We start from the raw sequence: 20094 nt of genomic DNA on the forward strand, positions 1-20094 counted from the left end.
CATTTTTTTGGCTTTCACGGCTTTGGTTTTGTGCACAAATTTTGTGCAACCAGTTTTGCAATTGGGTAAAATTGGAGCAGACTTGAGACGCGGCGTTTGGCGCGCTTGTGTTGGGGGCGGGCGCGCGCGACATTGGGGCAAATGGAGTGTGATGATGGTCGCCCAGGCGGATCGATTTGATGTCTTGATTGTCGGCGGTGGGCCGGTCGGGTTGAGCATGGCGCTGAGCCTGACCCGCTTTATGACGGGGGCGCGCATCGGGCTTGTCGACCGCCGCCCCATGAGCGTGCCGCAAGACAGCCGCGCCAGCGCTATCGCCGCCGGAGTGCGGCGCGTCTTTGAAACGCTGGGCGTCTGGGACGCCATGGCGGAAAAGGCTCAACCGATCACGGCAATGAATATTACCGATTCTGGCGCGGGCGATCTGGCGCGCCCGCTCTATTTGCGTTTTGAAGGCGATGTCGCCCCGGGGGAAGCCTTTGCGCATATGGTGCCCAACCGCACAATGGCTGAGGCGTTATTGGCCCAACTCGGCGATGGCATTGAGGTTGTGGCGCCCGCCGATATCGTCAAGACCGACTTTGACAGTTTTGGCGCGCGCTTGACGCTTGGTGATGGGCGGCAGTTGCAGGCGGCGCTGATTATTGGCGCCGATGGGGCGCAATCAAGTCTGCGGCAGGGGGCCGGGATTGGCGTGGTCGCGCACGACTATGGTCAGAATGGCATTGTTACAACGATTGAACATGAGCTGGACCATCAGGGCGTTGCCTATGAGCATTTCCGCCCCGCCGGCCCCTTTGCCAGCCTGCCGTTGCCAGGCCGGCGCTCTTCGCTGGTCTGGACCGAAACCCGCGCCAATGCGGCGCATTATCTGGCAATGGACGCGCAGCAACTGGCGCTCGAAATCGAATCGGTCATGGGATCGAGCCTTGGGTCAGTCCAAATTATTGAAAAGGTGCAGAGCTTTCCGCTGCGCATGCAAATCGCTCGCGAGATGGTGGCGCCGCGACTGGCCCTGATCGGGGATGCGGCCCATGTCGTGCATCCAATTGCGGGGCAAGGGTTGAACCTGGGGCTCAAAGATGTGGCGGCACTGGCTGAAGTGGTCATTGAGGCGATGCGGCTGGGCATGGACCATGGCGGCGACGATGTTCTCTTGCGCTACCAGTCCTGGCGGCGGCTGGATACCAGCGCCATGGCGATGGTGACTGATATGATGAACCGGCTGTTTTCCAATGACATTGCCCCGGTGCGGGCGCTGCGCGATCTGGGCCTCGGACTCGTGGACCGCGCCGGACCGCTCAAGGACGCGATGATTCGCAATGCATCGGGCCTGACCGGCAGCGGCCCGCGCCTTTTGCTCGGGCAGCCGATCTAGCCATTATCTTGCTCGATGGTGCGGGCATGCGGCAGGCGTTTGAGTTCCTCGGGATCGATGGTGCGCGCCTCATCGAGGCTCAGCAGCGGCACGCCTTCGACAATGGGAAATGCCAGCCGCCCGGCAATTGAGATCAGTTCCTTTTTGTCCTCGGCCAGGGTCAACCGGGTCTTGGTCAGCGGACAGACCAGCATTTCGAGCGTTTTGACATCAACCACGTGGCGCGGATCAGCCATCAGTTGAGCGGGGCGGCCGGATTGTCGCCGCCATGAGCCATTTCATATTCGGTCATCGCAATCAGGGTTTCGGCCCGGGCTTCGAGCGTATCGGCTTCGAGCAATACCTGCTTTTCGGCGGCCCCATAGGGGGACACCATGCAGCAGAAATTGATCAGATCGGCAGTGCCGGTGCGCTCGATCTCTTCCCAGTTCAACTCGAAATTGGCGAACTCGGCATAGTCGCGCATCATTTTGACAAAGCGGGCCCGGTCCACCCCTTCTTCGCCAAAGCTACGCTCAAAGTCGGGTTCGAACCCATGACCCGAAATGATGCATTGCCGATAGGGGGTCATGACAGTCAGTTCGGACACCAGTTTGAACCGGGTGACGCCTTCGAGAATTATGAAATAGTGCCCGTCGCCATTTTCCTCAAAATGGGTCAATCGACCCAGGCACCCGACCTTTTGCAACGGGCTGCGCCCCTTGGGGGATTCCTCGGACGTATCTTCGGGCTGAATCAGTCCGATCAACCGATTGGTGCGCAGCGCCGCGTCGACCATTTCAATATAGCGCGGCTCAAACACATTGAGCGGGCGATGGGAAAACGGCAGCAGCAGCGCGCCGGTCAATGGAAAGACCGGCACGGATTTTGGCAGATCAGCGGGTGAGGCGGGACGTTTGAGCATGACGGACTCCCTTAGGAGAAGAGCACTGCCGACAACAGCCGACGGCCCTTGATGGTTGCAGGATCCTTTACCCCCCAGGCTTCGAACAGCTCGATCAATTTCTTGCGCGCGCCGTCATCGTTCCAGGTCCGGTCGCGCTTCATTTGCGCGACCAGCGATTCTGCGGCGCCAAGTCGGTCGCCCCTGGCATTAAGAACCACGGCGAGATCAAAGCGGGCCTGATGATTGTCAGGATCGGCGGCAACGGCTGCAACCAGGCTATCTGCTTCGGACAGGTCCTTGGCTTCGTCCAGAAGACGGATGGAGGCAATGGCGGCCGCATAGTCATCGCCGACGCGGGCATCTTCGGGCAGCATTTCAAGAGTTGCCTTGGCCTGTTCGGTTTCGCCCGCAGCCAGATAGGTGCGCGCCAGGCCCAGCAGGGCTTTGGCATTTTCGGGCATGTGCTGCAAAACCATACCAAAAATCTGGGCGGCCCGACCGAGGTCGCCGGCGCCCAACGCCTCGTCGGCGGCTTCAATGGCCTTGGCAATCTGCTCGTCCATCGATTCGGGTTCTGGCGGGGCTTCTGGTGCTCCAGCGATCACTTTTTCCGCAAAGCGGCGCACTTCGCCTTCGGGCAGTGCACCCATGAAGCCGTCGACAGGTCGTCCGCCAGCAAAAGCGAAAACCGCCGGGATGGATTTAACGCCCAATTGCCCGGCAATCTGGGGGTGTTCATCGATATTGATTTTGATCAGGCGGATTTTGCCGGCCTTTTCGGTCACCACTTTTTCAAGCGCCGGCGTCAGTGCCCGGCAGGGGCCGCACCATGGGGCCCAGAAATCCACCAGTACCGGGGTTTGCACGGAGGCATCGATTACATCGGCCTTGAATCCCTGATCGGTTGATTCGGCGATAAGAGCACCAGCGGGGGTGGCATCGTTTTTTGGGGCGGCTGCGCCGTTCAACTCAAATGTCATAACTGGGCCTTCGCGACTGTACTGTTTGCGGTTTTGGGCTTCTTTGTGCGCCTTGCGGTAGCGTTGTGACAAGCCCTTGAGAGTCTATCGCCATCCGCATGCAGATTATTGCTTGCAATCGGAGTGCGCATTGGGCATATAGGCGCGCGTCGCGTCGGTGCCAAGGCATCGCACGAAAGACACTGGAGTGCGGGTGTAGCTCAGGGGTAGAGCATAACCTTGCCAAGGTTAGGGTCGTGGGTTCGAATCCCATCGCCCGCTCCAATATCAAAGGGTGGCAAACCTTTGATGACAAAGGGTCCGTGAGGACCCTTTTTGTTTGCAAGTACTTGATCCGGTCGCCGAATTGGCCTTGTCTGCCTCAAGCCACGTCTGATGGCTCCTGGAGGGTCACGCATGCGTTTTTCAGCCTGTATCGAAATGTTGTTTGCGCCGGAAACCGAAATTTTTGCCGAGCGTATCGGGCTGGCGGCCGCAGCAGGGCTCGAGGTATTTGAATTCTGGCGCTGGACCAACAAGGATATCGACGCCATCGAAATGGCGATGCGAACGCACGACATGACCTTGGCGGGTCTGGTGGCTGAGCCGATGGTGCCATTGACCGATCCGGACCAGCACGACGCCTTTCTTTCGGGTTTGGTGCAGTCAGTAGCGGTGGCGCAGCGCCTCGGGGCAAAGGTCTTGATTGCGCAGGCGGGTGATGATCTGCCGGGCCGCAGTCGCCCTCAGCAGCGCGCCGCAATTGAAGCCTGTCTGTTGCGGGCCGCCGATGTTCTCAAAGGAACGGGGGTTACGCTGGCGCTTGAGCCGCTCAATACGCTGATCGACCACAAGGGGTATTTTCTGGCCTCCACAATTGAAGGGCTCGATATCATCGACAATGTGGGGCGCGCCGAAATCGGGCTACTCTATGATCTTTATCATTCCATGGTGATGGGCGAGAAGACCGCCGAGGTGCTTGAGGGCCGGGTTGACCGCATTGCCCATATCCATGTCGCCGATCATTTGGGGCGGAATCAGCCGGGCACGGGTCAATTGCCGTTGGCCGCAGCGCTCAAATGGCTGTTTGCCAACGGCTACAAAGGATGCGTTGGGCTGGAATATCGCCCCATTGGACCAACAGCGGCGGCGTTGGCGCAAACGCGACGAGAACTGGAAGTCTAGTGGGAAAAGGTTGCGGCAATTTCGATATGGGTTGAGTGCACGAACTGATCCACCACCATCAAATCTTTCATCCTGTAGCCGCCAGCAATCAATGTGGCTGCGTCGCGGGCAAAAGTTTTCGGGTCGCACGCGATCATGGCGATGGTCTTTACCTTTGATGCCGCCAGTTCGCGTACCTGATTGAGTGCACCTGCGCGCGGTGGGTCAAGCACCACCGCGTCATAATCGGCCAATTCATATCGGGTCATTTCCTCGCGGAACAAGTCGCGGCGCTTGGCCGTCAGTTGTTTGAGACCACGGGTTAGCCGTCGCGCCTGATCGAGCGCTTCGATGGCGGGTTTGTCACTGTCTGCTGCAAAGACCTTGCTTGATTGGGCCAGGCGCAGCGCAAAGGGGCCCACCCCACAAAACAGATCTGCAACATTTTTGGCGCCTTTGAGCGCTTCGGCCACATAGTCGGCCAGAAAATCCTGCGCGGCTTCGGTGGCCTGCAAAAAGCTGCCGGTGGGCAGCTCGATAGTGGCTTTGCCCATGCTGACGGCAGGCGGTTGGGTTTGCAGCACCATTTCCCCGTTGAGCGTCAATCGCGCCAGATGAAATCTGGCCACCAATGGTTCCAACCGTGGGCTGCTGGCATGTTTTTTCCGAGTGCACGGCAACATCAAGCCCGGTGACAGTTGCGGTAAAACTGACATCGGCTTCGCCAATTGCTTGATAAACGGCGCTGGTAATGGCGGGGGCGCGCGCCAATGCGGGCACCAGGATCGGGCAGTGCTCGATGGGTTCGACCTCATGGCTGCGGGCACGCATATAGCCCGATCCTTCGCGGCGTGCGTGCAGCGTCGCGCGCCGACGGCCCCTTCCGCCTGCATCAACAAAATTACTGACCGGCACATCAATACCGGCAAAATTCAGCGCGGTTTCGACTAGACCCGTCTTGAACGCCTGATAGCTGGGCTGATCCATGTGCTGGGTCTGGCAGCCTCCACATTGCTCAAAGTGCGGGCAAAACGGGGCAATGCGCGCTGCACTTGCGGCTTTGACCGCCAGCAATGTCGCACGCTCGCCATCTTGTTCGATCTCGACCACTTCGCCGGGCAGAGCGCGGGGCACAAATATCCGCTGATTGTCGATTTCGGCGATGCCTTCGGCGCGTTGGCCAAGGCTTTGAATGGTGACGGTGCTGATCATGGGGCTACCTAGCCGTTTCGGAGGCGCGCCGACAAGGTAATTCGCCTGACCGGGGGGAAGATCGGGTTCAGGGGCGGCTGACAAACTCCAACAGGCTGGCGAGCGAGACAAAGGGAATGTCGGCATATTCAGACAGGCCCGTGGCGCAGGTTGAGACAGTCGAAACTCCAATAGTGCAGCCTGCTGGAATATCGTTCTTGGCAAAACGCGTGGCGTGCTGGTTCAGTTCGGGCGTGAACAGCCCCTTGTCCCCGGCGTAGCCGCAACAGGTCACTGAAGAGAGCACCGCGATGGAATTGGCACAGGCATTCGCGACGGCTTCGGTGGCGGGTTGCTCTTTAAGGCGCTGGGCGGAACAATTGTGATGCACAGCCACCACCGGCAAGGGATTGGTGATTCTCAGGCGCGGCAAAAGCGCTTCGGCCAGGAACTGGGCACTGTCGACGATGCTGGCGGTGCCGGGCAAATCGGTCAGATGTTTGGCGCACGTCGAGGCGTCGGTCAGAACCGGTACTGCGTCCTCGCCGATAAGGGTCGACAAATTCTTGACCAACTGACTGCCGACGCGTTCTCCTTCCTCAGGAAACCCTTTTGAAACAAAAGGTTGGCCACAGCACTGCCCATTGAGATTTTGGGGCATGATCACATCAAATCCGGCACGATCAAGCAGCGCCAACATCGCCTCAGGGGCGGACAGCAGGTCGAGATCGGTTCTGGCCGCCCCGAACATGCGGGTGGGACAGGCGGGGAAATAGACAATTTTCGGCCGATCGTCTTGGGCAATCGGCACCGGAAAGCCGGTGGCGCGCGGATCACTGCGCGAAATAGTTGCCGGTGCATTGGGGGCGCCCGGTCCGGCGTCCAGCTGCGGCGAAATGCGGGGAACCCGTCGTCCGGTTGCCTGCCGCGCGGCGTTGGTGATGGTTTGCATCGCCGCCTTGCCGATAACCGCCTGGCCAATGTCGGCGAGCGCGACGCCGCCACGCATGCCCGATTCGATCATGCCGGTATGGCCCGCAGCAAAATGGGCAACCGATTTGGCGAAGTCGCCTCGCCGTTCGGCGCGCTGGCCCATGATCATGGTGCCGGTTTCAATGCCAACGGGGCAGCGAAGCGAACAGAGATTGCAAGCAGCGCAGGTATCAAGGCCGGGATATTGGAAGTCCTTGTCGAGCTGGGCCAATAGCTCTGGATCTTCGCCCGAGGCGCGCAGGCGGGCGCGTTCGCGGGTCACCGCGATGCGCTGGCGCGGCGACAGGGTCATTTGATGGCTGGGGCAGGCCGGTTCGCAAAAGCCGCATTCGATGCAGAGGTCAACCAGCGGATCGGCCAGCGGCATCAGCTTGAGATTTTTGACATGAATATCTGGATCGCGGTTGAGCAGCACGCCGGGATTGAGCAGCCCCTCGGGGTCGAACAGGGCCTTGATCTGGTGCATCAGCGCGTAGGCCGTCGGGCCCCACTCGGCCTCCACGAATGGGGCAATGGCGCGCCCGGTGCCATGTTCGGCCTTTAGCGAGCCGCCATATTGAATCGATACGAGGTCGGACAGGGCCTTGGAGAACAGATCGAACTTTTTGGCCGAACCGGGTTGGGAGAAATCATCGCCCATTTGAAAATGCAGATTGCCGGCCAGTGCGTGGCCAAAGATCACCGCGTCCTCATAGTCATGCTCATCAAGCAGTTGGCGCAGATCGATAACGAAATCGGCCAGCCGATCAATGGGAGCGGCGACATCTTCAGTCAGCATTGAGGTGCCTTTGGGCCGCGCTGCGCCTGCCGAGGCAAAAAAGCCCTTGCGAATATCCCACAGGGCGTGCGAGCGCGCCTCGTCGGTTGAAAAATCAATGGCTGTAGCGCCCTCAGCGGCAAGGATCGCTTCGGCCTTGGCAACTTCAGCAGCCAGCGTTTCGGCGTCAGGCGCGGTGACGTCGATCAGGACGGCGGGTGAATTTTCGTCGAGAAACGGCACCAGCGGGCGCATGGCGGGCAGGTGGATGACAGTTTCCAGCGCCCGGCGCTCGATATATTCAGCCGCCGTTACCCCGGTTGTGACATGGACGCCGCCGTTGGCAAGGGTCGAAATGGCTCGGGCGCAGGAGTGGGGATCGGGGAAGGGGACGAGCGCTGTGGATTTGAACGGATGCTCGGGCACCGTATTGTAGGTCACCTCGGAGACGAAGCCGAGAGTGCCTTCCGAGCCAACGATCAAATGAATGAGAATGTCGAGCGGATCGTGAAAATCAACCAGGGCATTGAGCGAGTAGCCGACCGTGTTCTTGATCCGGTATTTCTTCTGGATCAGCGCCACGAGTTCAGCGTCTGCCATCACCTGATGATGCAGGGCTTGGATCTGGTCGAGCAGGTCGGCGCGCCTGGCGCGGAATGCTTCACGTGAATCATTGTCGCCCGAATCGAGCAGCGTGCCATCGGTCAGAATGATCCGTAACCTGGCCATGGTGTTATAGGTGTTCTGCGCCACGCCACAGCACATGCCCGAGGAATTATTGTTGACGACGCCGCCGATCTTGCACGTCGCCTGACTGGCGGGATCGGGTCCGATCTTGCGATTGAACGGTTTTAACGCGGTATTGGCGTTGGCAACGATGATCGCCGGTCCCAGAACAATCTGCTCACCGCCGTCCAAAATCTGCATCTTGCGCCAGCCGTCGCCCAGAACCGCGAGCACGCCGTCTGTTACAGCCTGACCCGAAAGCGATGTGCCGGCGGCGCGAAACGTCAGGGGCAGCCCTTCGGCGCGTGCGGCCTGCATGACGGCGCGAACCTGATCCTCGGTGTCGATAATAGCGACAACGGCGGGGATTAGCCGGTAGGAGCTGGCGTCGCCGGACCAGGCATAAGTCATCAGCGGATCAGTCATCAGCTTTTTGGGCGCAACAACATCTTTGAGCCGCGCCGCAACGCGCAGACCCGCAGCGTGCCGATCTGGTGTGATGGCTGATATCTGGTTCAAGTCACGCTCCTCTGACACTAACATGTTAGTATGGTCGCATGCTTTTAAACTACAACCCCCCGCCTTGGCGAGGGGTTTTTTGTTAGAGATCGATATCGTTGCTGGTGGCCTTGACGATCTTGTCGGCGGCCTTTTTCATGATGCGGGCCGCTTCGCGTTGGGCTGCTTCACCCTGGTTGACCGCTTCGGCAATCGCTGCCTTGAGCGCCCGGCGAGCCTCATTGACCTCGGGCAATACGTCTTTCATGTCGCGGTCGGGCTGCTGAGAACGCGATTTGTGTTCATCGCCCTCATTATTGCCCGACTTCCAGTCCCCATTGGCCATGTCGCGAAACTGGTTCATTCGTTCGCCGGCCTTGGCCAGAAAACCCAGCGTTGTGGCGATGGCGTCGCGGTTGTCCGCCAGATGAGTCCGGCCCACATCGGTAATGGTGTAGAGCTTCTTGTTGGCTTCGCTTTGCGAGGTCACGTAGCCCGCTTCTTCCAGATAGGTCAGCGCTGGATAGATCATGCCGGGGCTGGGGGCATAAAAGCCGTGCGAATGCTCCTCGATGGCTTTGATCAGATCATAACCATGGCGGGGCTGCTGTTCGATCAGGAACAGGGCAACAAGGCGAACATCGCCTGCCGCCAGCATTCGGCCCATGCGCAGATTATTGCCAAAGCCCTCGCGGCTGGTGGCATCGCTCCAGCCGGTTAGCCGATCAAAGCCCTTGCGGGCCATATTTTCAAAGCGGCGCCACTGAGCCGCGAAGTCGTCGTCATCGTCGCGCATTTGTTTGCTCCACAGGTTTGTCTTGCCTTTACGTGGGCGGGCGGGGCGCGCGATTCAAGATATATCTTGAGATAGTTTTGCAATTGTACCGATCACAAAAAACCCGGCCTTGCGGCCGGGTTCTGTAATTCTTGACGAAGCGTGGAGAGATTATTCGCTCTTGGGCTCTTCGCTTGCGGCGGCCTGTTCGGCTGCCGCAGCCGCTGCTGCGGCTTCGGCATCTTTGGCAGCCTGTTCAGCGGCAAAAGCCTCTGCGGCGGCAATCTTTTCGGCTTCACGGGCGTTCTTTGCCTCGATAGCCGCTGCGCGCTCGGTGGCTTCGATCTTCTTGGTGCGCGAATTGGTCGATTCGAAAATACGCGCTGATTTACCGCGACGATCGCGCAGGTAATAGAGCTTGGCGCGACGAACCTTGCCGCGCTTCAAGACTTCAACGCTGTCGATATTGGGCGAGTGCATGGGGAAAACGCGTTCCACGCCTTCACCATAGGAAATCTTGCGAACCGTGAAGCTGGCGGTAATGCCGCCGCCATTGCAGGCTATAACAACGCCTTCATAGGCCTGCAGGCGTTCTTTTTCGCCTTCACGGATTTTGACCCAAACCTTGACGGTGTCGCCATGGGTAAAGTCGGGGAGCTGGCGCTTGGCGGTGAGCGCTTCAACCTGCTCCTGCTCAAACTGCTGAATGATATTCATGATTGATCCGTTCTGATCTTTTCAAAGGAGCGTTGATTCGAAACCCTGAGGTTCCGATCGCCCGGTCTTGGTTACACGGAGTTTGGTCGTCTTCGCGCCGGGTAGTTTCCCAGCAGCACTTTAGTGGCCGCGCTATAGGGCAAAAATCGCCCTGAGTCCATGGCTTTTTGCGCGATTTGTCGCGACATGCCCCTGCGACAAGCTGGATGGTGCCCAAGCCAGGGGCTTGGCGTTATAGTGCGGCCATGCAAACCCTAGACCATGACGATGCAGGCGCACAGCCGATTACCGAGGCGATGATTGAAAGGCTGGTGCGGCTTTTTTACACGCAAATCCGTCAGGATAGCGTGTTGGGGCCGATCTTTGCCCGCCACATCGGGGAAGACTGGGAGCCACATCTGCAAATCATGTTCGGCTTCTGGTCATCGCTGATGCTGACCAGCGGGCGCTACAAGGGCCGCCCGATGCCCAAGCACATGGCGCTTCGATCCGAAGTGGTGCCAGAGGACTTTGATCGCTGGTTGGCACTTTTTGAGGCCGCCGCCATTGAAGTTTGTGGACCACAAACCGGCCAATTGTTTCTCTTTAAGGCGCAGCGGGTGGCGGAAAATTTCAAGCTGGCGATGTTTTTCGATCCGGCGGCCATCGCGCCGCGCTGAGGTTACTTCAACAGGTCAGGTCGGCGTTCGCGGGTGATCTTTTCGCTCTGCTCGCGCCGCCATTTGGCAATTTTTCCATGATCGCCCGAGGTCAGGATCGCCGGAATTTCGGCGTCTTCAAAGAGCTGCGGGCGGGTATATTGCGGATACTCGAGCAGGCCGTTCTCAAAACTTTCGTCGGCATGGCTTTCAGGCGCCCCCAAAACGCCCGGGAGCAGCCGGACGATGGCTTCGAGCAGCACCATGGCAGCAGTTTCTCCCCCCGCGAGCACATAGTCGCCGATTGAAATTTCTTCGAGGTTTCGCGCTTCGATGACGCGCTGGTCCACGCCTTCAAACCGACCGCAGATAATGACAATTCCGGGTCCCTGCGCCAGTGTCCGTGCCTTCGCCTGGGTCAGTGGGGTGCCGCGTGGCGACATCAGGATCCGGGGCCGCCTGTCGGTTGACGGTGCGATAGTGTCGATGGCACTGGCCAGAATGTCGGATTTGAGCACCATGCCGGCGCCGCCGCCCGAGGGGGTGTCGTCCACGGTGCGATGGCGATCATGGGCGAAGTCGCGCAACTGGTTGGCGCGCAGCGACCATAGTCCCTCGTTCAGCCCCCGTCCCAGCACCGAAGCGCCAAGCGGGCCAGGAAACAGTTCGGGAAACAGGGTGATGATGTCTGCTGAAAAGCTCAATCGGGTTCTTCTTGTCCGGGATCGGCGTCAGTTGGCACGGCAATCGATATGAAACCATCGGCGATCCGAACGTGGGGCACAACCGCCTTGGTGAAGGGATAAAGATATGTATCGCCGCTGCGGGGATCGCGTATTTCAATCAGGTCACCGGCGCCGAAATTGGGCAGGGCGATGACTTCCCCAATCACCGTTCCATCCTCGATCCGGGCTTCCAACCCGATCAGGTCGGCGTGATAGAAATCATCCTCGTCCTCGTTCTCGGGCAGCAGAGTCCGGTCGAGATATAGTTCAACGCCATTGAGTTTTTCGGCGTCTTCGCGGCTGGAAATGCCCTTGATCCGCGCCACTACAATGTTTTTCTGCACCCGCAGATCGTCGATGGTAATGGTCAGCCCCGCACGATTGGTGCCGAGCGGCCCATAGGCGGCAATATCGTCGGCATATTGGGTAAACGGGGTAATGCGCACCTGGCCGCGAATGCCATGGGCCGCGCCGATCTTGCCCATCAACAGCATTTTGGTTTTTTCAGACATGGGCCGCTCCGCAGCGTCGAAACGTTTGCCTTAACAGGCCGAACAACAGTTGGAAATCTTCCCGATTCTTGCGGGTAAGACACAAAGAGCCCCGACACGGACGTGACGGGGCCCTTGAAAAAATGTTCCACGCCTTATTCGGCAGCGGCTTCTTCAGCGGCAGGTGCTTCAGTCTCGGGGGCAGGCGCAGGTGCGTTCTTGGCTTCTTCCGCAGCGGCCTTGCGGTCGGTTTCAGCCTGAGCCTTGGCTTCGGCGCGCTCGGTTGCCTTGGCGCCGGGCTTGCCAGCTTCGGGGTTGTTGCGGGGTTCGCGCTTGGCGAGACCGGCAGCGTCGAGGAAACGCAGCACGCGGTCGGTTGGCTGGGCGCCAACTTCAATCCAATGCTTGGCGCGCTCTGTGTCCAGGATAACGCGATTTTCGTCGTCCTTGGCCAACAGCGGGTTAAACGAGCCCAAACGCTCGATGAAACGACCGTCGCGGGGCGAACGGGCGTCAGCAATAACGATATGATAGAAAGGGCGCTTCTTGGTGCCACCGCGCGACAGACGAATCTTGAGAGCCATTTTGAGTTCCTTGTAAAAGCTAAATTGTTGATCTGGATTGCGTTATTTCTTCTTGCCCAGGCCTGGCAGGCCTGGGAAACGGGGGACCCGCCAAGGCCGGGTAGGCCAGAGCCGGATTTTAGAAGCGAACCAACATCGCTTGGCAGTTTTTCGGTCAACTGGGGCTGATCGCCCATGCCCTGCTGCAGTTGTTTGGGATCGATGCCGGCCTGACGGGCCATGGCTTCGAGCTGTTTGGGGGCCATCTTGGACATGTCGGGCATACCGCCCATCATGCCACCCATCTTGCCGCCAAACATACCCGACAGAGAGCCCATGCCGCCCTTGGAGACTTTTTTCATCATGTCCGCCATCTGGCGGTGTTGCTTGATCAGCTTGTTGATGTCGGAAACTTCAACCCCGGCACCGGCGGCAATGCGTTTGCGGCGGCTGGCGTTGAGCACGTCGGGCTGGGTCCGTTCCTTTTTGGTCATCGAGCCGATGATGGCGATCTGACGATCAAAGACTTTTTCATCGACATTGGCGCCAGCCATGGCCTTTTTCATCTGGCCGACACCGGGCATCATGGCCATCAGGCCGCCCATGCCGCCCATTTTTTTCATCTGCTGCAACTGGCCGCGCAGATCTTCGAGATCGAAAGAGCCCTTCTTGAGCTTTTTCGCCATTTTCTGGGCGTCTTCGGCCGAAACATTCTCGGCGGCCTTTTCGACCAGCGAAACAATGTCGCCCATGCCCAGAATACGGTCAGCAATGCGGGAGGGATGAAAATCCTCAAGCGCATCCATCTTTTCGCCGACACCAATCAGCTTGATCGGCTTGCCAGTGGCCGCCCGCATCGACAAAGCCGCACCGCCACGACCATCGCCATCAACGCGGGTCAGAACGATACCGGTAATATCGACGCGACTGTCAAACGAGCGCGCCAGATTGACGGCATCCTGACCGGTCAACGCATCAACGACCAACAGCACTTCATGGGGATTGGCAACCGATTTGATCTCGGCGGTTTCCGCCATCAGTTCTTCATCGATATGGGTGCGACCAGCCGTATCGAGAATGAGAACGTCAAAACCACCCAGCTTGCCTTCGCGCGCGGCGCGCCTGGCAATCTGGACCGGGGTTTCATCGCTAACGATTGCCAGGGTGGCAACGCCAACCTGTTCGCCCAGAACACGCAACTGCTCCATGGCGGCGGGGCGGCGGGTATCGAGCGAGGCCAGCAATACCTTCTTGTTCTGCTTGTCCTTGAAACGCTTGGCAATCTTGGCGGTGGTCGTGGTCTTGCCCGAGCCCTGCAGGCCGACCATCAAAATGGTTACCGGGGCAACGGCATTGAGATCAATGGGCACCGCCGCATCGCCCAGAACGCTCTGCAGCTGATCATGAACGATCTTGACCACCTGCTGGCCGGGGGTGACTGAGCGGGTGACCTCGGCGCCAACGGCACGCTCGCGCACCTGTTCCATGAAGGCACGAACAACCTCAAGCGAAACGTCGGCTTCGATCAGGGCGCGACGGATTTCGCGCAGCGCCAGATCGACATCTGCTTCGCTCAGCGCGCCACGGCCCCGCAGGCCATCAAAGATTTTTCCTAAGCGGTCGCTTAAGCTATCGAACATATCGCATCCCTTTTCTCGCTGGCTCTGCCAGGAGATATGGTGCTTGAATGCCAAAACCAAAAAACACCCGTGGGCGCAACGCGCTGGCGGGTGGTGACCGTTTCCCTCCGGGGGAAACAAGTGGCTCGGTTTTCGGCACTCAAGTTAAGTCGTTGCGCTTATAGTGTGGGATGGGTGGGGAGTCAATTATTTGCGCGCAATGGTCGAACAGTCTTGATCTAGCTCTTGCCGAGCAGTTTCATCACCAGGCCGCGTATACCGCTTGGCATCGCCATGACGGTTGCCTTGGCTATGGGGCGCAGTTTCTGGTCCCAGAAGGTCAGGATCAACCGGCCACGCAGCGTCAGGGGCAGCGCATAGTCGGTGACCTCAACCACCTTGGTGGCCCAGGTCAGTTTATAGGGCATAACCGGCACCATCAGATCGGCCCCGACAAGACCGCGGGCCGCACATACTTCGATGATTTCTCCCAGTTGCAATTTACCGGGACTTTCGGCATTGGCAAAATCGCGACTGGCCACAAAGGCGTAATAGCGCTTGTTGTGCACAAAGCCCCATTGTTCGGCAATCGGCTCGTTATTGTGGGTCAGCGACATGGCCATAAGCTCAAGATCTGATTGATCGGGCAGGCCGTGGCAAAAATCGAAAAAAGCGCTGTCGCCAAAGGCACGTGAGGTCAGTCCCTGCTGCTTGAGCCGGTCGGCGCGCCCCTGCATGGTGCGTTCTATGAGGGCACGGACCTGCTCGGCGGTCTTGGCTACCTGATGGGCCACCGGACCCTGGCGCTCAAGCCGATTGCGGTCGTTGCGCATGTTCTTGCGCGTCTTGGTTTTGATTGTTGCGAAATAGCTGGCAAAATCGGGAAAATTTTCAAGCTGCACATAGGGGGCGCCCTGTAGCGTGCCTGTGACCAGATGGTTGGCGGGCATCCCTCGGGCCAGGGCGCTGTCAGCGCGCACCTTTAGCAGGGTGATGGCATCGCAGGGCGCGGCCTTGGTGGCGGCCTTGAGTAGTTTTGATAGCGCGGCCTTGGGATCTGCGCCGGGCGCCAGCAGCATATCGCCATATTGAACAAAACCGTGGCCAAGGCTGGTCAGCACGGTGCGCGTACGACTGCGCACGCGCTCCAGCGGCAAAAGCGCCTTGAGCGTGCCATGCTCATAAAGCGCGGAAATTACGGGTTCAAAGTCGTTGTTGCCGCGTGCCGCTTCAAAATCAAAAATCGCCTTGGCCCATGCGTGGCTTTGAAAAAGCACCGCCGAGGAACTGCCGTTTTCGAGCGCCATCCAGGCCTGCGCCATGGCATCAAATTCCTGACGTGTGCGCACTACCGTTGCCTGCAATGAACCGGTCGCGGCTGACATGTCGGTCACGGGTGCGACATCAAGATCGAGCTCTTCAGGCAAAACGGCGCCCATATCACTCATTTGCCGAAGGTGTAGCCGTCAATATCGCGCACACCTTCAGGCGCCATGGGGTCTACTTGAAAATCGACGGTGTAGACCTTTTTTTCTGCGGGTTGAGCGGGCTGAATTTTACCAGACCGGCCAATCCCAACTTGGCATAGTAGCTCAGGCCCGTTATCTGCTGGGACAGATTGTTGGCGCCTGTCCGTCCGCGAATGAAACCATTGGCGTAATTGACCGCATAATGCTTGCGCAACTCGTCCGTCCAATGCTCGGTTGTAAAGCTGACGTTGAGCATGTTCTCATTGACCACGCGGTGCGGTCCGTTGAGCGGCCAATGCAGCATCTTACCCGCTTCGAGCATGTGCATTTCGGCGTAATCGTCATACCAGGCCTCATAGGGCATGTCGGTTTCGCGCAATTGCCCCAGGATCAATTTTTCCAGCGCCGGCTGGGAGATAAACGGTTTTGAGGCGGGATAGACATAGAGTTTTTTGGTGCCACGCACCTGCCACAGGCTCTGGCCGGGCACGTCGGAATGATATTTGACCGATACGTTTGGGGAGGAAATCAGGATGGTCAGATTGCGCTTGTAACTCTTGAAACCGGGCACCCGCTCTTCAAACTCGGCATAGATCGAATTGAGCAGGTCGGTATAGGCGCTATCGACCGTGCCGGGGGCCGTCAAATTGACCCAGATATTGCCGTTGCGCACGGTGTCGAGCACTTCAAGTCCTGAAAGACCCTTGATTTCGCCTTCGCGACGCTTCGGGGGATTGCCGGGGGTCTTTTGCGAATAATTGACGTGATAGGCCTCGCGCGGACTATTTTCGATCAGGCGCGCCAGTGCCTCGTCGGTAAACAGGCTCGATGTCGCCAGATTATGGGCCAGCGCCAGCGAGTGGTTGCCAAACAGGGATGCGTGGTGGGGTTGCCAGTCGGTGAGGATCTGGTTGGTCATCAAATTCATGTTCATGATTTCGGACTCCGCACAGGCAAAAAGGGGGCAATAGGTTTGGTCAAATATTCGATCTTGCTGAACCTAACTCAATATCGCCGCAATTGCGCCACGGACCTGTCGGGCTGGTTAAGGGGGCATGAAGCCCGAAGTCCTTACAAAACCTTATATATTGCCCCTGTGGTCAGGCCGCCCAGGGGCGTGGGTGCGTGGCGCACTGGCAATTTGGTCCGGGTTCGGCCATATAGGCAGACAACAGTGCAGTGCAATAATCATGAGTGAGGCCAGAGTGAGCGGCGTTCCGTTTGCCAAGATGAACGGTTTGGGCAACCAGATCATCGTCGTTGATATGCGTGGCCGCCCGGGTCGGGTACGTCCGGCTGCGGCGGTGGCGCTCAATGGGGCCCAGGATACGGCGTTCGATCAGATCATGGCCATTCATGATCCCAAAACCCCCGGCACCGCCAATTATATCGAGATCGTCAATTCTGATGGCTCGATGGCGCAGGCTTGTGGCAATGGGATGCGCTGCGTGGTGCAGGCGCTGGCTCGGGAGCAGGGGCAAAAAAGCTTCGTCTTTGAAACCATCGCCGGAATTCTGACCGCTGATGAGCACGAAAACGGGCTGATTTCGGTCGATATGGGTATACCGCGCTTCGGTTGGACGGAAATTCCGTTGGCCGAGGAATTTGTCGACACCCGCAAGATCGAATTGCAGATCGGGCCGATTGATGCGCCAGTGCTGCATTCGCCCTCGGTTGCCTCGATGGGCAATCCGCATGCCATCTTCTGGGTCAAGGATGATGTCTGGAATTATGCGCTCGACCGATTCGGGCCGATGCTGGAAAACCATCCGATCTTTCCCGAGCGCGCCAATATTTCAATTGCCCAGGTGACGGCCAGTGACGCCATGATCCTGCGGACATGGGAGCGCGGTGCGGGGCTGACGCGGGCCTGTGGCACGGCGGCCTGTGCGGCAGCTGTCAATGGGTCCCGCACGCGGCGGACCGGGCGGCAGGTGACGGTGACGGTGCCGGGCGGCGATCTTCATATCGACTGGCGCGACAATGATCACGTGGTCATGACCGGGCCGGCTGAACTTGAATGGTCTGGCACGGTCGATCCCAGCACCGGAGAGTGGTCTCGGGCGTTAGCGGATGCGGCAAAATGAGTGTCGAAACGCTAACATTTGGTTGTCGTTTGAACGCCTATGAGGGTGAAGTGATGAAGGTCGAGGCCGAAAAGGCCGGCCTTGAGGACGCCATCATCATCAACACCTGCGCCGTGACCGCTGAGGCGGTTCGACAGGCCAAGCAGGCGGTGCGCAAGGCCAAGCGCGACAATCCCCAACGCCGGATCATTGTAACAGGCTGCGCCGCCCAGACCGAGGCGCGCACTTTTGGCGACATGGCCGAGGTTGATCTGGTGATCGGCAATGCCGACAAGCTGGAGGCGAAAAGCTATGCGCCAATGGTTTTCGGCACGCCGCTTAATGACAAGGTCCAGGTCAACGACATCATGAGCGTGCGCGAAACCGCCGGGCACCTGATCGAAGGCATGGACGGGCGGGCGCGGGCTTTTGTGCAGGTGCAGAACGGGTGCGATCATCGCTGCACCTTCTGCATCATTCCGTTCGGTCGTGGCCCGTCGCGCTCGGTGCCGATGGGGCTGGTTGTCGAACAGATCAAAAAACTGGTCGGCAATGGCTATGGCGAAATGGTGCTGACCGGGGTTGATATTACCTCTTATGGCGGCGATCTGCCGGGAACGCCGAGTCTGGGCAAGCTGGTGCAAGCGATCCTTAGGCATGTGCCGGGGCTCAGTCGATTGCGAATTTCCTCGATTGATTCCATCGAGGCTGATCCAGCGCTTTATGAGGCGGTGGCCAGCGACCGGCGGTTGATGCCGCATCTGCATTTGTCGCTGCAATCGGGCGATGATCTGATCCTCAAGCGGATGAAGCGGCGGCATAGTCGCGAGGATGCGCTGGGGATCGTTGCCAAGTTGCGTTCGTTAAGACCCGATATGGTGTTTGGCGCCGATATCATTGCCGGTTTCCCCACTGAAACCGACGAGATGTTTGCCAATAGTTTGCAGTTTGTCAGCGAAGCTGATCTGACCTACCTGCACGTCTTCCCCTATTCGCCGCGCGTGGGTACGCCAGCGGCGCGGATGCCACAGGTGGCAAAAAGCGTGGCGCGGCAACGGGCGGCTCAGTTGCGCGCGCTGGGGGCTGAACAGTTTACAAAACTCTGTGCCTCGCGGGTCGGTCTGGTGGAAAGCGTATTGATTGAGCGCGACGGGTTGGGCCGGACCGAACAATTTGTGCCGGTGGTCGTTCCCGGCACGCTGCCGGGCCAGATAGTGCCAGTTCGAATAAAGGCGATCTCGACCGATGGTCTGGTCGGTGAGCCCATCAAGGATGCTGCATGAATCAAAGCAAGAAACCGGGATTTTTCAAACGCCTGTTTGGGGCGCCTGAAGACACGCCCGTTCCTGGGACGCCAGAAAATTTGGTGCCGGATGCCGAGGAGGCGGCGCCCGATCACCGTGTAGCAGGGCCACCTGAGACCACACCCGACTATATTGAAGACGTTGAGGCGGGCGATCCCGAGGTTTTGGCAACCGATCCGGACCCGGTCGCGGCCACGCCATCCGAGGTTTTGACGCCAGCGCCCAAACAGGGCTGGTTTTCGCGACTGACCACCGGGTTGCGGCGTTCCTCGGATCAGTTGACCGGCTCGATTACCGGGGTTTTCACAAAGAAAAAACTCGACGCGGCAACGCTTGATGATCTTGAAGATGTGCTGATCCAGGCGGATCTTGGCGTTGACACTGCGGTTGCCATTACAGAAGCGCTGCGGCGGGACCGGTTTGACCGGGATGTGTCGAGCGAGGATGTACGGGCTGTACTGGCGGCTGAAGTTGAAAAAGTGCTGACCCCGGTGGCTCTGCCGCTGGTGATTGATACCAGCCAAAAGCCCTTTGTCATCCTGATGATCGGGGTCAATGGTTCGGGCAAGACGACAACGATTGGCAAGCTGGCGCAAAAGCTCAGCGCCGACGGCAAATCGGTGATGCTGGCGGCGGGTGATACATTTCGCGCCGCCGCCATCGAACAACTGCAGATCTGGGGACAGCGCACCAATGCGCCGGTGGTCAGCAAGGCGGCGGGTTCTGATGCATCGGGGCTGGCTTTTGATGCGGTAACGCGCGCCAAGGCCGAGGGCCACGACGTTTTGATAATTGATACAGCGGGGCGGCTGCAAAATCGCGATGAATTGATGAATGAGCTGGAAAAGATCATTCGCGTCATCAAGAAGGTTGACCCCAGCGCGCCGCACGCGACGCTTTTGACGCTGGATGCTACAACCGGGCAGAACGCGCTCAAGCAGGTGGAAATCTTTGGCAAGCGCGCCGGGGTCACCGGATTGGTGATGACCAAGCTCGATGGCACAGCACGGGGTGGTATTCTGGTCGCGATTGCGCGACAGTTCGGCCTGCCCGTCCATTTCATCGGGGTTGGTGAAGGCGTTGCCGATCTTGAGCCGTTCGAGGCGGCCGATTTTGCCCAAGCCATTGCTGGAACCTCCGAGCAAGACACCTAAATTGAACCATGTTCGGGCTGT

19 protein-coding genes, 1 tRNA gene and 1 pseudogene are annotated in these 20094 nt (G+C 58.9%); 8 read left to right on the forward strand and 13 right to left on the reverse strand.

The annotated features are described in order from the left end of the window. The first annotated feature begins 151 nt into the window (after positions 1-151). Positions 152-1378 (forward strand): FAD-dependent monooxygenase, encoded by a 1227-nt coding sequence (locus PSQ90_RS08260; RefSeq protein WP_282212911.1) that lies wholly within the window; start codon positions 152-154, stop codon positions 1376-1378. On the opposite strand, the gene PSQ90_RS08265 is transcribed toward PSQ90_RS08260, so the two are convergent. From PSQ90_RS08265 to PSQ90_RS08275, 3 genes are read right to left on the reverse strand one after another with little or no spacing between them, the layout of a single operon-like run. Further along, positions 1375-1614 (reverse strand): Trm112 family protein, encoded by a 240-nt coding sequence (locus PSQ90_RS08265; protein WP_282212912.1) that lies wholly within the window; start codon positions 1612-1614, stop codon positions 1375-1377. The two genes, PSQ90_RS08260 and PSQ90_RS08265, sit on opposite strands and share 4 nt — an antisense overlap. Continuing rightward, positions 1614-2282 (reverse strand): LON peptidase substrate-binding domain-containing protein, encoded by a 669-nt coding sequence (locus tag PSQ90_RS08270; protein WP_282212913.1) that lies wholly within the window; start codon positions 2280-2282, stop codon positions 1614-1616. The genes PSQ90_RS08265 and PSQ90_RS08270 overlap by 1 nt, the downstream gene beginning before the upstream one ends. 11 nt (positions 2283-2293) lie before the next feature. Then, positions 2294-3244 carry a thioredoxin family protein gene (locus PSQ90_RS08275; RefSeq protein ID WP_282212914.1) on the reverse strand — a complete coding sequence of 317 codons (951 nt, stop codon included), beginning with the start codon at positions 3242-3244 and terminating at the stop codon, positions 2294-2296. A gap of 189 nt (positions 3245-3433) precedes the next feature. Between PSQ90_RS08275 and PSQ90_RS08280 the strand changes: the two genes are divergently transcribed. Continuing rightward, a tRNA-Gly gene (locus tag PSQ90_RS08280) sits at positions 3434-3508 on the forward strand. 132 nt (positions 3509-3640) lie between these two features. Beyond that, positions 3641-4408, forward strand: a complete 768-nt coding sequence (locus PSQ90_RS08285; protein WP_282212915.1) for a TIM barrel protein — start codon at positions 3641-3643, stop codon at positions 4406-4408. On the opposite strand, the gene PSQ90_RS08290 is transcribed toward PSQ90_RS08285, so the two are convergent. Beyond that, positions 4405-5016, reverse strand: coding sequence for a methyltransferase (locus tag PSQ90_RS08290; RefSeq protein ID WP_282212916.1), 612 nt, complete (start codon positions 5014-5016; stop codon positions 4405-4407). The two genes, PSQ90_RS08285 and PSQ90_RS08290, sit on opposite strands and share 4 nt — an antisense overlap. 358 nt (positions 5017-5374) lie before the next feature. On the opposite strand from PSQ90_RS08290, the gene PSQ90_RS08295 reads away from it, so the two are divergent. Next, positions 5375-5611: a hypothetical protein gene (locus PSQ90_RS08295; RefSeq protein WP_282212917.1), complete on the forward strand. Its 237-nt coding sequence runs from the start codon at positions 5375-5377 to the stop codon at positions 5609-5611. Between the two features lie 55 nt (positions 5612-5666). On the opposite strand, the gene PSQ90_RS08300 is transcribed toward PSQ90_RS08295, so the two are convergent. The 3 genes from PSQ90_RS08300 to rplS all read right to left on the reverse strand — a co-directional run bounded on the left by PSQ90_RS08300 (position 5667) and on the right by rplS (position 10044). Next, on the reverse strand, positions 5667-8573 hold the full coding sequence (locus PSQ90_RS08300) for an FAD-binding and (Fe-S)-binding domain-containing protein (RefSeq protein WP_282212918.1): 2907 nt from the start codon (positions 8571-8573) through the stop codon (positions 5667-5669). Positions 8574-8655: 82 nt separating this feature from the next. Next, on the reverse strand, positions 8656-9348 hold the full coding sequence (locus tag PSQ90_RS08305) for a PadR family transcriptional regulator (RefSeq protein WP_282212919.1): 693 nt from the start codon (positions 9346-9348) through the stop codon (positions 8656-8658). Between the two features lie 150 nt (positions 9349-9498). Continuing rightward, complete coding sequence (gene rplS, locus PSQ90_RS08310; RefSeq protein WP_282212920.1) at positions 9499-10044, reverse strand: 50S ribosomal protein L19; 546 nt, start codon at positions 10042-10044, stop codon at positions 9499-9501. A 245-nt stretch (positions 10045-10289) separates the two neighbouring features. On the opposite strand from rplS, the gene PSQ90_RS08315 reads away from it, so the two are divergent. Continuing rightward, positions 10290-10703 carry a group III truncated hemoglobin gene (locus PSQ90_RS08315; protein WP_282212921.1) on the forward strand — a complete coding sequence of 138 codons (414 nt, stop codon included), beginning with the start codon at positions 10290-10292 and terminating at the stop codon, positions 10701-10703. A gap of 2 nt (positions 10704-10705) precedes the next feature. Here the strand turns inward: PSQ90_RS08315 and trmD are convergent, their stop codons facing one another. The 6 genes and pseudogenes from trmD to PSQ90_RS08345 form a co-directional block, all read right to left on the reverse strand. Next, positions 10706-11386 carry a tRNA (guanosine(37)-N1)-methyltransferase TrmD gene (trmD, locus tag PSQ90_RS08320; RefSeq protein WP_282212922.1) on the reverse strand — a complete coding sequence of 227 codons (681 nt, stop codon included), beginning with the start codon at positions 11384-11386 and terminating at the stop codon, positions 10706-10708. Then, complete coding sequence (gene rimM, locus PSQ90_RS08325; protein WP_282212923.1) at positions 11383-11919, reverse strand: ribosome maturation factor RimM; 537 nt, start codon at positions 11917-11919, stop codon at positions 11383-11385. The genes trmD and rimM overlap by 4 nt, the downstream gene beginning before the upstream one ends. 134 nt (positions 11920-12053) lie before the next feature. Next, positions 12054-12482, reverse strand: a complete 429-nt coding sequence (gene rpsP, locus PSQ90_RS08330; RefSeq protein WP_282212924.1) for a 30S ribosomal protein S16 — start codon at positions 12480-12482, stop codon at positions 12054-12056. A 42-nt stretch (positions 12483-12524) separates the two neighbouring features. Continuing rightward, positions 12525-14101: pseudogene (ffh, locus tag PSQ90_RS08335) on the reverse strand (signal recognition particle protein). Positions 14102-14319: 218 nt separating this feature from the next. Continuing rightward, entirely contained in the window at positions 14320-15528 is a 1209-nt protein-coding gene (locus tag PSQ90_RS08340; protein ID WP_282212925.1) for a GNAT family N-acetyltransferase, read from the reverse strand. Positions 15529-15580: 52 nt separating this feature from the next. Continuing rightward, entirely contained in the window at positions 15581-16483 is a 903-nt protein-coding gene (locus PSQ90_RS08345) for a hypothetical protein (RefSeq protein WP_282212926.1), read from the reverse strand. 256 nt (positions 16484-16739) lie between these two features. Between PSQ90_RS08345 and dapF the strand changes: the two genes are divergently transcribed. The 3 genes from dapF to ftsY are packed head-to-tail and all read left to right on the forward strand — an operon-like array spanning position 16740 to position 20073. Next, positions 16740-17636 carry a diaminopimelate epimerase gene (gene dapF, locus PSQ90_RS08350; protein WP_282212927.1) on the forward strand — a complete coding sequence of 299 codons (897 nt, stop codon included), beginning with the start codon at positions 16740-16742 and terminating at the stop codon, positions 17634-17636. After that, positions 17633-18898 (forward strand): tRNA (N(6)-L-threonylcarbamoyladenosine(37)-C(2))-methylthiotransferase MtaB, encoded by a 1266-nt coding sequence (gene mtaB, locus PSQ90_RS08355; protein ID WP_282212928.1) that lies wholly within the window; start codon positions 17633-17635, stop codon positions 18896-18898. The genes dapF and mtaB overlap by 4 nt, the downstream gene beginning before the upstream one ends. Further along, complete coding sequence (gene ftsY / locus PSQ90_RS08360) at positions 18895-20073, forward strand: signal recognition particle-docking protein FtsY (protein ID WP_282212929.1); 1179 nt, start codon at positions 18895-18897, stop codon at positions 20071-20073. The genes mtaB and ftsY overlap by 4 nt, the downstream gene beginning before the upstream one ends. Positions 20074-20094 lie beyond the last annotated feature (21 nt).

The organism is Devosia rhodophyticola, assembly GCF_028816475.1.
Lineage (GTDB): Bacteria > Pseudomonadota > Alphaproteobacteria > Rhizobiales > Devosiaceae > Devosia > Devosia rhodophyticola.

What these genes read in the sequence shown, in the direction of transcription:
- PSQ90_RS08285 (WP_282212915.1), top strand. Translation starts at nt 3,641, where the DNA reads ATGCGTTTTTCAGCCTGTATCGAAATGTTGTTTGCGCCGGAAACCGAA.
- PSQ90_RS08315 (WP_282212921.1), top strand. Translation starts at nt 10,290, where the DNA reads ATGCAAACCCTAGACCATGACGATGCAGGCGCACAGCCGATTACCGAG.
- PSQ90_RS08265 (WP_282212912.1), bottom strand. Translation starts at nt 1,614, where the DNA reads ATGGCTGATCCGCGCCACGTGGTTGATGTCAAAACGCTCGAAATGCTG.
- dapF (WP_282212927.1), top strand. Translation starts at nt 16,740, where the DNA reads ATGAGTGAGGCCAGAGTGAGCGGCGTTCCGTTTGCCAAGATGAACGGT.
- mtaB (WP_282212928.1), top strand. Translation starts at nt 17,633, where the DNA reads ATGAGTGTCGAAACGCTAACATTTGGTTGTCGTTTGAACGCCTATGAG.
- PSQ90_RS08345 (WP_282212926.1), bottom strand. Translation starts at nt 16,483, where the DNA reads ATGAACATGAATTTGATGACCAACCAGATCCTCACCGACTGGCAACCC.
- PSQ90_RS08270 (WP_282212913.1), bottom strand. Translation starts at nt 2,282, where the DNA reads ATGCTCAAACGTCCCGCCTCACCCGCTGATCTGCCAAAATCCGTGCCG.
- ftsY (WP_282212929.1), top strand. Translation starts at nt 18,895, where the DNA reads ATGAATCAAAGCAAGAAACCGGGATTTTTCAAACGCCTGTTTGGGGCG.
- PSQ90_RS08275 (WP_282212914.1), bottom strand. Translation starts at nt 3,244, where the DNA reads ATGACATTTGAGTTGAACGGCGCAGCCGCCCCAAAAAACGATGCCACC.
- rpsP (WP_282212924.1), bottom strand. Translation starts at nt 12,482, where the DNA reads ATGGCTCTCAAGATTCGTCTGTCGCGCGGTGGCACCAAGAAGCGCCCT.
- PSQ90_RS08260 (WP_282212911.1), top strand. Translation starts at nt 152, where the DNA reads ATGATGGTCGCCCAGGCGGATCGATTTGATGTCTTGATTGTCGGCGGT.
- rplS (WP_282212920.1), bottom strand. Translation starts at nt 10,044, where the DNA reads ATGAATATCATTCAGCAGTTTGAGCAGGAGCAGGTTGAAGCGCTCACC.
- rimM (WP_282212923.1), bottom strand. Translation starts at nt 11,919, where the DNA reads ATGTCTGAAAAAACCAAAATGCTGTTGATGGGCAAGATCGGCGCGGCC.
- PSQ90_RS08340 (WP_282212925.1), bottom strand. Translation starts at nt 15,528, where the DNA reads ATGAGTGATATGGGCGCCGTTTTGCCTGAAGAGCTCGATCTTGATGTC.
- PSQ90_RS08305 (WP_282212919.1), bottom strand. Translation starts at nt 9,348, where the DNA reads ATGCGCGACGATGACGACGACTTCGCGGCTCAGTGGCGCCGCTTTGAA.